This window comes from Haloarcula pellucida, from assembly GCF_014647235.1.
Taxonomy (GTDB): Archaea; Halobacteriota; Halobacteria; order Halobacteriales; family Haloarculaceae; genus Haloarcula; species Haloarcula pellucida.
Genome location: NZ_BMOU01000001.1, coordinates 865,619 through 878,818 on the forward strand (window position 1 = coordinate 865,619; position 13,200 = coordinate 878,818).

Sequence of the window (13,200 nt, forward strand, 5' to 3'; positions counted from 1 at the left end):
GGTGGCTTGCTAGGCCCGTTACAAAAGTGTAGAGGAATCGGTTCCGACTACGCGGACGTGTCCAGCGCGGCGACGACTTCGTCGGCGACGGCTTCGGGGTCCCACGACGAGACGAACGACGACATGGCCGTCTTGAGTTCGATGAGTTGATCCGGACGGACGCCCAGTCCGTGGGTTATCGACAGCGGTTGCGCCGTCGACTGCTGGAACGCGGTCTGCTGTTCCTGCAGGAACGGCGTGAACGCGGACGTGTCCACGTCGGTACGGGGTGGGATGGATCCCTTCTTCTGATTGAACCGCTTCTGACCGTCGGCAGAGCCAACGTAGGAGAGGAACGTCGAGACAGTCTCCGGGTTGTCGGTCGCGTTAGCGGCGATGACCGCGTCCATGTTCATCGCGTACAGGCCGTCGGTCCCGGGGAACGGCACGTGGTCCCAGTGGGTTCCGTAGTCGAACTGCGCGGACTCGGTGTACGCTCCGGCCGCCCAGTCGCCCTGATGGAAGAAGACGGACTCGCCGTCGACGAACCGCTCGTTGGCGTCCGTTAGCGACAGATAGAGTTTGTCCTCGGTCGCCACTTCGGCGTACTGTCTGACGATGTCGAGGGCGTCGACGATCGCTCGACGGTGGGCCGCCGCGGCGTCGTCCGTGACGCCGCGGAACGTCTCGTGGCCGTGTTCGCCCAGCAACACCGTCTCCCACATCTGGAGGACCGTCCACGGGTTCTTCATCGGGAACAGCATCCCGGTGTGGTCGGTTTCGGCGTCGATGCGCCGGAGTTCCTCCGCGAACGCGCGCGGACTGTCGATAGTGGCGGGGTCGAGTCCCAGTTCCTCCGCTTGCCGCACGTCGTAAAAGAGGTTGTTGATGCGGTGGATGTTCAGCGGCACCGCACGGTACGTGCCGTCGAACGTCGCGGCCTCTCGTGGGCCGTCGAGGTAGTACTGCTCCATGTCGCTGTCCTCCCAGACGGCCGTGACGTCCCCCAGAACGGAAGCGTCCTCGTACGGTTTGAGGTTCTTGCCCGGCCACTCCATCCAGACGTCCGGCGGACTCTCCTTGAGGATGCGACTCTTGACCTCCAGACTCAGGTTCTCGTCCGCGACGTCGTTCATCGAGACGTCCGGATGTCGCTGGCTGAACCCCTCGAACAACGCGTCGAGTGCCGCGCCGCCGTCGCCACCGACCAACCGGTGTAGCAACTCACCGCTTTCGCCCCCACCGATGGACGTAGAACGTGACATACCATCCCGTCGCTATCGAGTCGTTAAGAAATTTCCCCGCCCGTTCTCATTCGTGATTTTTCAGGCATGATGATTTATATCCCCCATCTCAAAAGGAGTCGTATGGTTGACTGGCAACAACGGGGCGTGGCGCTGGCCGTGGTGGGACAGTTCGGCCACGCGTTATTTCAGGTACTCGTGTTCGGGTTCGCACCGACCGAGCTGATACCGGTTCTCTCTGGAGCGGGGTTCGTCGTCGGCGGCACGACGGCAGTCTACTCTGTTCGATACGTGCAGGCCGAACACGAACGTATCGCGACCGACCGGGACGCGCTGGAACGCGAGCGTGACCGTCTCGAAGACGAACTGGAGCGGACGCGAATACTCCGGGACGAACTCGTCGTCGATCTGGCCTCGGCGCGGGCCAAACGCCGCGAGCAGGGCCCGCCGACGGCGGGCACGCAGCTAGCACCGCTGGCTGACGGTGGCGTCGCGGGCGCGGGGAGCGTGACGGTCGACGACCTGAACGGCTATCTCGACGCCTGCTGTCAGACGCTCGATGCGGCAAGCGAAGGCGACCTCCGACAGCGGATGGACGCCGAGACACCCTCGGCCTCGCTTAACGACCTCGCACGGGAGTTCAACGAGCTTGCGGACGCCTTCGAACAGACTATCGACACGGCGAGTGAGTTCTCCGAGGACGTCGCCGGCTCGTCAGAGCAGGTGTCTGCCGCGACCGACGCGGTCAAAGAGGCCTCCGAGAGCGTCGCCGGGACCGTCCAGGAGATCGCGGACGTGTTCCACGAACAGCACCAGCAGATCTCGACGATCAGTCAGGAGATGTCCGACATGTCCGCGACCATCGAGGAGATAGCCGCCTCCTCGAACGAGGTCACGGAGATGGCCAAGAAGACCGAAAAGCGGACCGTCGAAGGTATCGAGGCGGGCCGAGAGGCCCACGAGACCATGGCGACGACCGTCGACCAGACCGACGACGTCGTCGAGACGGTCCAGACGCTCGACGACCAGATGGAGGAGGTCGGGAATATCGTCGACCTCATCGACAACATCGCCGAGCAGACGAACATCCTCGCGCTCAACGCCTCGATCGAGGCCGCACACGCCTCCTCCGGGGCCGAGAACAACGGCTTCGGCGTCGTCGCCGACGAGGTGAAATCGCTCGCCGAGGAGACCAAAGACGCCACGAACCAGATAGAAAACCGTATCGAGGACATCCAAGAGCAGACCGAGGACGCCGTCGACGAGATAACCGAGATGCAGGACTCCGTCGAGGACGGACAGGAAGCCGTCGACGAGGGACTGGAAGCCCTCGAATCGATCATGGAACACGTTCAGGAGACCAGTTCCGGCGTCAAGGAGATCAGCAACGCCACCGACGATCAGGCGGCCACCTCCGAGGAGGTCGCCTCCATCGCCGACGACGTGGCAAAGACCTCCCGCAAGAACGTCGAGGAGGCCGAACACGTCGCCGCCATCGCCGAAGAGCAGAACCTCGCACTCGGCGAGATGTACGTCAACGTCCGGATGCTCACCATGCGCGCACAGCAACTCAGCACGCTGTTCGACCGGTACGAGACGGCCGACTGAGCCCCCGAATTTTTATCGCAACACCGGTTGTAAATCGCCGTATGCAAATCGGTGTCTTGACTGTCCCACTCGGTGACCGACCGCTCTCGGATGCACTGTCCTATCTCGACGACATCGGCGTCGGAGCGGTGGAACTCGGCTGTGGCGGGTTCCCTGGTGACGACCATCTCCCGCGCGAGGAGTACCTCGGCGACGAGGACGCACAGGCCGACCTCCACGAACTGCTCGACGAACACGGGATGGACGTGAGCGCGTTGGCGACCCACAACAACCCGCTCCACCCCGACGAGGAGCGGGCGGCCGAGGCGGACACGGAACTGCGGGAGGCCATCGAACTGGCCGACCAGTTGGGCGTCGACGCGGTCACCTGCTTCTCCGGACTCCCGGCCGGCGGACCCAACGACGAAGTGCCCAACTGGGTGACCGCGCCGTGGCCCGGCGAACACGCCGACGCCCACGAGTACCAGTGGGAGGTCGCCGTCGAGTACTGGACCGACCTCGCCGACCACGCCGCCGCCCACGACGTCGACGTCGCCATCGAGATGCACCCCAACATGCTCGTCTACGAGCCACACGGAATGCTCGAACTCAGGGAGGCGACCAACGAGTACATCGGCGCGAACTTCGACCCCTCGCACCTCTACTGGCAGGGCATCGACGTCACCGCCGCCATCCGACTGCTCGGCGACCACGACGCCATCCACCACTTCCACGCCAAAGACACCAAAGTCTACGAAGAGAACGCCCGCGAGAAGGGCGTCCTCGACACGACCGGCTACACCGAGGAAGCGGACCGGTCGTGGCTGTTTCGCTCCATCGGCTACGGTCACGGCGAACAACACTGGAAAGACGTCGTCTCGACCCTGCGGATGGTCGGCTACGACGGCGCGCTCTCCATCGAACACGAGGACTCGCTCACCAGCGCCCGCGAAGGGCTAGAGAAAGCCGTCGACGTACTCGACCGCGCGGTCTTCGAAACGCAACCCGGCGACGCCTACTGGGCGGAATAACTACGACCAATGACAACTGAACCACTCGACATCGGCGTACTGGGGTATCGCTTCATGGGCAAGGCGCACGCGAACGCGTTCGCGCGCCTCCCCATGTTCTTCGAGGACGCGCCGGAACTCAACCGCGACGTGTTGGTCGGGCGCGACCAAGAAGCGCTCGAAGACGCCGCAGATAGCCTCGGGTTCGCGCGGACGGCGACCGACTGGCGCGAGGTGATAGACGACGTGGACGTGTTCTACAATCTGGGGCCGAATCACGTCCACGCCGAACCGTCCATCGCGGCGCTGGAGGCCGGCACGCCGGTCTTCTGCGAGAAGCCGCTCGCGCCGACGTTAGACGGTGCGGAGTCGATGGCAGCGGCCGCCGCGGGCGCGGACGTACCGGCGGGTGTCGCGTTCAACTACCGGTTCATCCCGGCCATCCAGTACGCGAAGAACCTCATCGACGCAGGGGAGTTAGGCGAGATTCGGCACTTCCGCGGGCGGTACCTACAGGACTGGCTGACCGACCCGGAAGCGCCGTGGTCGTGGCGCAACGACGAAGAGTTGGCCGGCAGCGGTGCGCTCGGTGATTTGGGCGCGCACACGGTGGACTTAGCGCGGTTCCTCGTCGGCGACGTAGAGCGCGTCAGCGGGCACCTGCGGACGTTCGTAGAGGAGCGTCCCGTCGAAGACGGGAGCGAGACGCGCCCGGTCACGGTCGACGACGCGTACTCGGCACAGGTGGCCTTCGAGAACGGCGTGATGGGGACGCTGGAAGCCTCGCGATTCGCCAACGGCCACAAGAACGACCACACCATAGAGATAGAGGGGACGAAGGGCAGCCTCCGCTTCTCGCTCGAACGGCTGAACGAACTGGAACTGTTGCGCGAGGACGGCCGTGGCTTCGAGACCATCCTGATGACCGAGGCCGAGGACCCATACATCGAACACTGGTGGCCGCCGGGCCACGTCATCGGGTGGGAACACACGTTCGTCCACGAGAACTACGAGTTCCTCTCGGCGGTCGCCGAGGACGTCGCCTACGAGCCCAGTTTCGCCGACGGACTGGCCGTCCAGCGAGTACTGGACGCCGTCGAACGGAGCGACGCCAGCGGCGAGTGGGTCGACGTGGCCTGACCCGGCCACGACGAGGTACGGACGGCGGTCGGCCTGACGCTTCGCTCGCAGGTGGCCCCATCCATTTTTACTCTCCGCCTTCGGTTGGAGCGGTATGTCCGAGCACTCACGTCTCGACGCGTACCTGGCCGACGAAGGACTCGAAGCCGTGTGGTTCGCACGACCGAACAGTTTCGCCTGGCTCACCGGCGGCGACAACGTCGTCGATAGAGCGGGCGACGTCGGCGTCGCGGCCGCAGGGTACGACGGCGACGGCGTGACCGTGGTGACAGACAACATCGAAGCGCCGCGGCTTAGCGACGAGGAACTCGACGACGACGTCGACGTGGAGACGTTCCAGTGGTACGACGGTGGCCTCGCCGACACAGTCGCGTCCGTGAGTCCGACGCCGGCAGCCGCCGACTTCGACGTTCCGGGGTTCGAACGCGTGGCCGCGACAGCGCTGCGGCAACCGCTGACCGACGCACAGACCGACCTGTACCGGGACCTGAGCGAAGAGACCGCCGAAGCGGTCGAATCTGTCGCGCGCGAGATTACCGCGACGGACACGGAACAAGCGGTCGCCGCAGAGTTGCGCGGCGAACTCGCTGCTCGAAACATCGACTCGCCGGTCGCCCTCGTCGGCGGTGGGGAGCGCGCCCAGCGGTACCGACACTACACGCCGAAAGACGAGGAACTGGGGTCCTACGCCCTGCTCTCGGTGACGGCAGAACGCGACGGCCTGTACACGAGTTGTACCCGGACAGTCGCGTTCGACCCGCCGGAGTGGCTCGAAGACCGGACGCGAGCGGCGATGCGCGTCGAGGCGACGGCACTGGCCGCGACACGGGCCGTCGGGTCCGCCGGCGGCACGGCGGGTGACGTCTTCGCGGCGCTCCAGACGGCGTACGACGCCGTCGGGTGGGACGGCGAGTGGCGGAACCACCATCAGGGCGGTGCCGCGGGGTTCGCCGGACGGGAGTGGATAGCGACGCCGGAAAGCGAAGCGCCCGTCGTCCTGCCGCAGGCCTACGCGTGGAACCCGACGGTACAGGGGGCAAAGAGCGAAGATACCCACCTCGTCACCGGTGCCGGCGTGGAGACGCTCTCGACGACCGGCGACTGGCCGTCGGTCACGGTCGAGGCGGTCGACGACGACCTCGAACTGGAGCGACACGGCGTCCTCGAACGGTAACCGTACGAGCGGCCCTCTGTCCGCTGTAGCGGGGCTATTCGGGCCAGAAGCCACGGACGGAGAAACTGTTTACAACACCCGTTGTTGTACAAAGCATAGATTTAAGTGTCGGATTAGACTAGCCTGTGGTACTATGGACGAGCGGCGCACGTGGTGGAAAGAGGCGGTCGTCTACCAGATCTATCCGCGGAGTTTCAACGATAGCGACGGCGACGGCGTCGGTGACCTGCAAGGGATCATCGATAAGTTAGACCACGTCGCATCGCTCGGCGTCGACGTCATCTGGCTCAACCCCGTCTACGAATCCCCACAGGCAGACAACGGCTACGACATCAGTGACTACCGGGCCATCCACGAAGAGTACGGCACCATGGCCGACTGGGAGACGTTGCTGGAGGAGGTCCACGACCGGGACATGAAGCTCATCATGGACCTCGTGGTCAACCACACCTCGACGGAGCACGAGTGGTTCGAGCAGTCCCGGCGAGACGAGGACGGGTACCGCGAGTACTACTTCTGGCGCGAGGGCGAGACGCCGCCGAACAACTGGAAGAGCGGGTTCGGCGGGTCAGCCTGGGAGTTCGACGAGGAGGTCGGGATGCAGTACCTCCACCTGTTCGACGAGACGCAGGCCGACCTCGACTGGGACGTCGAGGCCGTCCGGGCGGACGTCTACGAGATGATGAACTGGTGGCTGGAGAAGGGAATCGACGGCTTCCGGATGGACGTCATCAACCTCATCTCGAAGCCGGAGGGGCTACCGGACGGCGACCCCTCGCAGGACTGGGTCGGCATCGAACACTTCGCCGACGGGCCGAACGCCCAGGAGTACCTCGAAGAGATGGCCGAAGCGACCTACGACGACTACGACACGATGACCGTCGGCGAGTGCGTCGACATCGACGTCGAGACGGCCAGCGACTACGTCTCCGAGGAGGGGCCGATGGACATGGTGTTTCACTTCGAACACATGCACGTCGACATGGGCGAGAAGTGGCTCTCGCCGGCGGAGTGGGACCTCACCGACCTCAAGGCCGTCATGTCCCACTGGCAGACCGAACTGGACGGCTGGAACTCGCTGTACCTCACCAACCACGACCAACCGCGCATCGTCTCGCGGTTCGCCGACGACGGCGAGTACCGCCGCGAGTCCGGCAAACTCCTCGGGACGTTGCTGTTTACCCTCTCCGGGACGCCCTACGTCTATCAGGGCCAGGAGATAGGGATGACCAACTACCCGTGGCGCAGTCTCGACGAACTCGACGACCTCCAGTCCATCGGCAAGGTCGAGGAGGCCATCGAGGCCGGCGAGATAGACGAGTTCGAGGAGGTCGCAGACATCGTCCGGGACCGTTCGCGTGACAACGCCCGCACCCCGATGCAGTGGGACGACTCCGAGAACGCCGGGTTCACCGACGGCGACCCGTGGCTCTCGGTCAACCCCAACTACGAGGCCATCAACGTCGCCGCCGCCGAGGCCGACGACGACTCTATCCTCAACTACTACCGCGACCTCGTCGACCTTCGCGAGGACAACGAGGTGTTCGTCTACGGCGAGTACACCCTCCACCTCCCCGATCACGAGTCCGTCTGGGCCTACCGGATGGAACTCGACGGCGAGGCCGTCCTCGTCACGCTGAACTTCTCTGCCACCGAGACGAGCGTAACAATAGACGATGCGGCCCGGACCAGCGACCTCCTCGTCGCGAACTACGACGACGCCCCGACCGTGACCGACGCAAACCTGACGTTGCGGCCCTACGAGGCACGCGTTCACTCCCTTACCTGAATCATGGCTATCCAACGGACACAACCCGACGACACCGTATCGGACGACGAACGAGCCTGGTGGAAAGAAGCGGTCGTCTACCAGGTGTACCCGCGAAGCTTCAACGACAGCGACGGCGACGGCGTCGGCGACCTGCAGGGCTTGGTCGACCGACTCGACTACGTCGCGTCGCTCGGCGTCGACGTCATCTGGCTCAACCCCGTCTACGACTCTCCGCAGGAGGACAACGGCTACGACATCAGCGACTATCAGGCCATCTACGAGGAGTTCGGGACGATGGAGGACTGGGAGACGTTGCTGGAGGAGGTCCACGACCGGGACATGAAGCTCATCATGGACCTCGTCGTCAACCACACTTCCAGAGACCACGAGTGGTTCGTCGAGTCCCGGCAGGGCAACCCGGAGTACGAGGAGTACTACATCTGGCGCGAGGGTGACGGAGACGACCTGCCGAACAACTGGGAGTCCTTTTTCGGCGGGTCTGCGTGGGAGTACGACGAGGAACGCGAGGCGTACTACCTCCACCTCTACGACACCTCCCAGCCAGACCTCGACTGGTCGAACGAGGACGTCCGACAGGACGTCTTCGACACCATCGAGTGGTGGCTGGAGAAGGGCATCGACGGCTTCCGGATGGACGTCATCAACCTCCTCTCGAAGGTCGACGGACTACCGGACGGCGACCCCGACAGCGAGTGGGTCGGCTCCGAGCACTTCATCGACGGCCCAGAGATGACCGAGTATCTGGCGGCGATGGACGAGCAAGTCCTCTCGAACTACGACATCATGACCGTCGGCGAGATGCCCCAGTTGACCGTCGAGGAGGCCAGAGAGTACGCCGACGCCGACGGGCCACTCGACATGGCATTTCACTTCCAGCACACGAAACTCGACTACGACGGCGACGAGCGCTGGGCCGTCGGCGAGTGGGACCTGACCGAACTCAAGGAGATAATCGGCCGCTGGCAGAACGGCCTGCAAGACGAGGGGTGGAACGCCCTGTACTGGGAGAACCACGACCAGCCACGCGTCGTCTCCCGCTACGGCGACCCGGTCAACTACCGCCGTGAATCCGCGAAACTGCTCGGTACCTTCATGCTCACGCTCTGTGGAACGCCCTACATCTATCAGGGGCAGGAACTCGGCATGACCAACGCCCCGTGGGAGTCGATGGACCAGATGCGCGACGTCGATGCGATCAACCACGCGCGGGAACTCATCGAATCAGCGGGCCACGAGAGCTACGAGGACGTACAAGACGTCGTCGCCTACCGTTCGCGTGACAACGCCCGCACCCCGATGCAGTGGGACGACGCCGAGAACGCCGGGTTCACCGACGGCGACCCGTGGATTCAGGTCAACCCGAACCACGACGAGGTGAACGTCGAAGCGGCAGAGGCCGACGACGACTCCGTGTTGAACTACTACCGTGACCTCGTCGACCTGCGCGAGCGCAAGGACGTCCTCGTCTACGGGGCGTACGACGACCTGCTGCCCGATCACGAGTCCGTTTACGCGTACACGCGCACGATGACCGAGAACGGCGACACCGAACAGGTCCTCGTCGTGCTCAACTTCTTCGACGAGCGACCGACCGTCGAACTGCCCGTCGAGTACGACGAGGCGACGCTCCTCCTGTCGAACTACGACCGTGCGGACGACGCCCCCGACACCGTCTCGCTCGCGCCGTACGAGGCGCGGATCTATCGACTCGACTGAGCGCAGTTTTTTCGGGGCGCCACTCCACTATCAGTACGGACACGGCACATGATACACAATCACACCCACTCCAGCGATGAGTCCTGACGTCGACCGCGCGTGGTGGAAAGAGGCGTCCGTCTATCAGGTTTACCCCCGTAGCTTCAACGACAGCGACGGCGACGGTCTCGGTGACATACCGGGGATTCGAGAGCGCGCCGACTACTTCGACGAACTGGGCGTCGACGTGGTGTGGCTCTGTCCGGTCTATGACTCTCCGAACGCCGACATGGGCTACGACATCCGTGACTATCGCTCGATCATGGACGAGATGGGGACGATGGCCGACTGGGAAGGCCTCCTCGACGACGTCCACGACCGGGACATGAAACTCGTGATGGACCTCGTCGTCAACCACACCTCCGACGAGCACGCGTGGTTCGTCGAGTCCCGTGACCCCGATGGCGGGAAGGACGACTGGTACATCTGGCGCGACGGCGGCCCGGACGAACCGCCGAACAACTGGATTTCGCTGTTCGGCGGCCCGGCGTGGACGTACGACGAGCGACGCGAGGCGTGGTATCTCCACCTCTTCGACGAGAAGCAACCGGACCTCAACTGGGAGAACCCCGACGTCCGCGAGGCTATCTACGACATGATGACCTTCTGGTTGGAGAAGGGCATCGACGGCTTCCGGATGGACGCCATCTCCTGCATCTCGAAACCGCACGGCCTGCCGGACGCCGACACCGGCGCGGACTGGTTCGACATGGACCTGTACTTCAACGGGCCGCGAATCCACGAGTTCATGCAGGAGATGGCCGCCGAGACGTACGAGAACTACGACGTCATGCTCATCGGCGAGACGCCCGGTGCCGACCCGGAGGAGGCAAAGCAGTACTACGAGGACGGCGTCGACGTGGTGGTCTACTTCGACCACATGGACGTCACCTACGGCCCGGGCGGGAAGTGGAGCCCCGACTACGTGGGTGTGGAGACGCTCGCGAGCGCCAGCGACGAGGAACTCGACGAGATGCTGAACACGATGGCCCTCGCGGACCTACAGGAGGCCATCCGCCACTGGGACGAGGGCGTCGGCGACGAGTGGAACTGCCTCTACATGGGTAGTCACGACCAGACCCGGGCCGTCTCTCGGTTCGGCGACGACCACGAGTACCACCGCGAGTCGGCGACGCTCGTCGCCACCTTCCTGCTGACCCAGCGAGCGACCCCGTTTCTCTATCAGGGTGACGAGATCGGGATGACCAACACCGACTGGGACAGAGACGACATCCGGGACGTCGAGGCCCGCGGGCAGGTCGACATCCTGACCGACGAATACGACGTGCCCTACGAGACGATCGCACCGTTCGTCCGGAACCGCTCGCGTGACAACGCCCGAACCCCGATGCAGTGGGACGACGCCGAGAACGCCGGGTTCACCGACGGCGACCCGTGGATTCAGGTCAACGACGACTACGACCGCGTCAACGTCGAGCGAGCGATGGCCGACCCGGACTCCATCTTTCACTACTACCGGCGACTCCTCGACCACAGATCCGAGTCGGACGTCCTCGTCTACGGCGACACGGCGTACGTCCTGCCCGACGACGAGTACCCGAACGTCTGGGCCCACCGGCGGACGCTGGGCGAAGACTCGGTACTGGTGGTACTGAACTGGCAGGCCGAAAAGCGGGACGTCGCGGGTATCGACGGCGTCGACAGCCCGGTACTGTTTGGCAACTACGACGGACAGACGGCAGACGAGACGACGCTCCGGCCCTACGAGGCGCGAATCTACGACCTCGGCTGACCGGCTACTCTTCTGCTGCCTCGTCGTCGCTGCCTACGCGGATGACCTGCAGGAGCGAGTAGACCGGAACGCCGCGGATGTCTTCGATACCGCGCTTATCCGCGAGGACGACGCAGGCGACGGGGTTGCCGCCCTGTTCGCGAATCGCGTCGACCGTCTCGGTCATCGTGTTGCCGCTCGTTATCGTGTCGTCGACGACGTAGCAGTCTCGACCGCGGATCTGCGCGAAGTTCCGGGAGAACGTCCCGTCGCTGGTGCCGCTGTCGTCGTCGTCCCACTGGTGTTTGGTCGGGGCGTACGTGCCGAGGTCGGTGTCGAGTTCTCGGGCCACCGTCGTCGCCAGCGGCGCGCCCGCCTTCTCGATGCCGATGGTCAGATCCACGTCGTCGCCCTGCTTCGAGAGCAGGTCGGCCATCGCACACCCGACGTGGTGGAGTCGGTTGCTGTCGCGGCCGACGGCCGACCAGTCGACGTGGATGTCGTGGGGACCGCTCGCCGTCGTGCTCGTTGGCGTCGTCCCGGTCCCGCTACGCTCGACCAACCAACTGGCGGTCTCCCGGGAGACGTTCAGTTCGTCGGCGATTTCGCCTTTCGACAGGCCGCGCTCGGCAAGGTCGGCGGCGCTGTCGACGAGGTCGTCGATGTTCTTCATACAGGACACTCCGAGTGGCACGACTTAATAGGCAATGCTCTCGGCCGATTTGCCCGCCGAAATGTTTTTACAACAGTCGTTGTTAGAGTGTAGTGGCTGGGTCGTACCCGTCGTTCGTGGCCGAACGGCGCAGACGGCACCACAGAGGGCGACCGTGGTCGCCATCGCACCACGACGCGCTCACTTCCCACCACCGTCGCACGCCCGGCCGACCACCACCCACCAACCCGGTTGTCAGACCGGCAAGCATGGTTGTCACCAGTCGACGCGCAGGCGGGACGCTCCCGCCGATTTTCGACCGCTCACTCACTCGGGAACGTAAAGAGCCGTTGCTCGCACTCCGGACAGACGAGCGTCTCGTCGGGCGATTGGTTCGGTTTCGTGTAGCCGCCACAGCAGGAGACTTCCGAGGACTCTACCAGCGCGGTCTCACACATCGGACACTCGTCGAGGAACATCCGGAACGACTGTGCCCCGGCCAGTCGAACGGACTCGTCGTCGACGTACTCGTCGAGGACGCGGTACGCGGCCAGTTCGGCGACGACGACGGGCCGACCGACCAGTTCGCCGCCGAGGACGACCCACTCGGCCCCGTCGGTGAAGGTGTCCGCCTCGGAGACGGTAGCAAGGGTTCGGCGCGTCTCCGCCGCGAGGGCCGACAGCGACAGGGCCGACAGGCGATCCATCTCCTCGTGCCACGCCGCGTCGACGGCGTCGGTCAACAGCAGTATCTCGCCGTCGGACTCGACGACGCCGGCCGTCGCGAGTTCCGACAGCACCGTCTCCCCGTCGAGGTCAGTCTCGGTCAGCGACGGTCGCTCCGCCTCGGGTGTGTCGACGCCGGCGTCGTAGAACAGGTCGTTCGGGAGGGGCGAGGCGGCGACGAGTCGGGGGGCGAACTGCGGCGTGTACGGGACGACGTACCCGCGGAGGTATATCCCCGCGACACCCAGCGTCGCGACGGTGAGACCCATCAGCCGCCGGTTCCGGACGCGCAACCAGAGGACGAAGAGCGCGAGGAGGAGCACGTTTACGAGCGTACACGGCCAGCATCTGTTCGATCCGGTGTAGTCAGGTTCGCGGAGCGAGTCCAGTTCGGCCATCACCAGAACCC

10 protein-coding genes are annotated in these 13,200 nt (G+C 64.6%); 7 read left to right on the plus strand and 3 right to left on the minus strand.

Annotated features, from left to right (window positions below):
* Positions 1-47: 47 nt before the first annotated feature.
* Positions 48-1,244, minus strand: coding sequence for an ABC transporter substrate-binding protein (locus tag IEY28_RS04505; protein ID WP_188994923.1), 1,197 nt, complete (start codon positions 1,242-1,244; stop codon positions 48-50).
* 102 nt (positions 1,245-1,346) lie between these two features.
* Between IEY28_RS04505 and IEY28_RS04510 the strand changes: the two genes are divergently transcribed.
* From IEY28_RS04510 to IEY28_RS04540, 7 genes are all read left to right on the plus strand, one after another.
* Entirely contained in the window at positions 1,347-2,831 is a 1,485-nt protein-coding gene (locus IEY28_RS04510) for a methyl-accepting chemotaxis protein (protein ID WP_188994925.1), read from the plus strand.
* 41 nt (positions 2,832-2,872) lie between these two features.
* Positions 2,873-3,841: a sugar phosphate isomerase/epimerase family protein gene (locus tag IEY28_RS04515; RefSeq protein ID WP_188994926.1), complete on the plus strand. Its 969-nt coding sequence runs from the start codon at positions 2,873-2,875 to the stop codon at positions 3,839-3,841.
* A 9-nt stretch (positions 3,842-3,850) separates the two neighbouring features.
* Positions 3,851-4,960, plus strand: a complete 1,110-nt coding sequence (locus IEY28_RS04520) for a Gfo/Idh/MocA family protein (RefSeq protein WP_188994928.1) — start codon at positions 3,851-3,853, stop codon at positions 4,958-4,960.
* Between the two features lie 94 nt (positions 4,961-5,054).
* Positions 5,055-6,134, plus strand: coding sequence for a M24 family metallopeptidase (locus IEY28_RS04525; RefSeq protein WP_188994931.1), 1,080 nt, complete (start codon positions 5,055-5,057; stop codon positions 6,132-6,134).
* Positions 6,135-6,267: 133 nt separating this feature from the next.
* Positions 6,268-7,923 carry a glycoside hydrolase family 13 protein gene (locus tag IEY28_RS04530; RefSeq protein WP_188994933.1) on the plus strand — a complete coding sequence of 552 codons (1,656 nt, stop codon included), beginning with the start codon at positions 6,268-6,270 and terminating at the stop codon, positions 7,921-7,923.
* 3 nt (positions 7,924-7,926) lie between these two features.
* Positions 7,927-9,642, plus strand: a complete 1,716-nt coding sequence (locus IEY28_RS04535; protein WP_188994935.1) for a glycoside hydrolase family 13 protein — start codon at positions 7,927-7,929, stop codon at positions 9,640-9,642.
* A gap of 76 nt (positions 9,643-9,718) precedes the next feature.
* Entirely contained in the window at positions 9,719-11,434 is a 1,716-nt protein-coding gene (locus IEY28_RS04540) for a glycoside hydrolase family 13 protein (protein WP_188994937.1), read from the plus strand.
* A gap of 4 nt (positions 11,435-11,438) precedes the next feature.
* On the opposite strand, the gene gfcR is transcribed toward IEY28_RS04540, so the two are convergent.
* Complete coding sequence (gene gfcR, locus IEY28_RS04545) at positions 11,439-12,086, minus strand: transcriptional regulator GfcR (protein WP_188994939.1); 648 nt, start codon at positions 12,084-12,086, stop codon at positions 11,439-11,441.
* Positions 12,087-12,388: 302 nt separating this feature from the next.
* Positions 12,389-13,189, minus strand: a complete 801-nt coding sequence (locus IEY28_RS04550; protein ID WP_188994941.1) for a DUF8054 domain-containing protein — start codon at positions 13,187-13,189, stop codon at positions 12,389-12,391.
* Between the last annotated feature and the right edge of the window lie 11 nt (positions 13,190-13,200).

What these genes read in the sequence shown, in the direction of transcription:
- IEY28_RS04510 (WP_188994925.1), top strand. Translation starts at nt 1,347, where the DNA reads ATGGTTGACTGGCAACAACGGGGCGTGGCGCTGGCCGTGGTGGGACAG.
- IEY28_RS04505 (WP_188994923.1), bottom strand. Translation starts at nt 1,244, where the DNA reads ATGTCACGTTCTACGTCCATCGGTGGGGGCGAAAGCGGTGAGTTGCTA.
- IEY28_RS04525 (WP_188994931.1), top strand. Translation starts at nt 5,055, where the DNA reads ATGTCCGAGCACTCACGTCTCGACGCGTACCTGGCCGACGAAGGACTC.
- gfcR (WP_188994939.1), bottom strand. Translation starts at nt 12,086, where the DNA reads ATGAAGAACATCGACGACCTCGTCGACAGCGCCGCCGACCTTGCCGAG.
- IEY28_RS04535 (WP_188994935.1), top strand. Translation starts at nt 7,927, where the DNA reads ATGGCTATCCAACGGACACAACCCGACGACACCGTATCGGACGACGAA.
- IEY28_RS04515 (WP_188994926.1), top strand. Translation starts at nt 2,873, where the DNA reads ATGCAAATCGGTGTCTTGACTGTCCCACTCGGTGACCGACCGCTCTCG.
- IEY28_RS04530 (WP_188994933.1), top strand. Translation starts at nt 6,268, where the DNA reads ATGGACGAGCGGCGCACGTGGTGGAAAGAGGCGGTCGTCTACCAGATC.
- IEY28_RS04540 (WP_188994937.1), top strand. Translation starts at nt 9,719, where the DNA reads ATGAGTCCTGACGTCGACCGCGCGTGGTGGAAAGAGGCGTCCGTCTAT.
- IEY28_RS04520 (WP_188994928.1), top strand. Translation starts at nt 3,851, where the DNA reads ATGACAACTGAACCACTCGACATCGGCGTACTGGGGTATCGCTTCATG.
- IEY28_RS04550 (WP_188994941.1), bottom strand. Translation starts at nt 13,189, where the DNA reads ATGGCCGAACTGGACTCGCTCCGCGAACCTGACTACACCGGATCGAAC.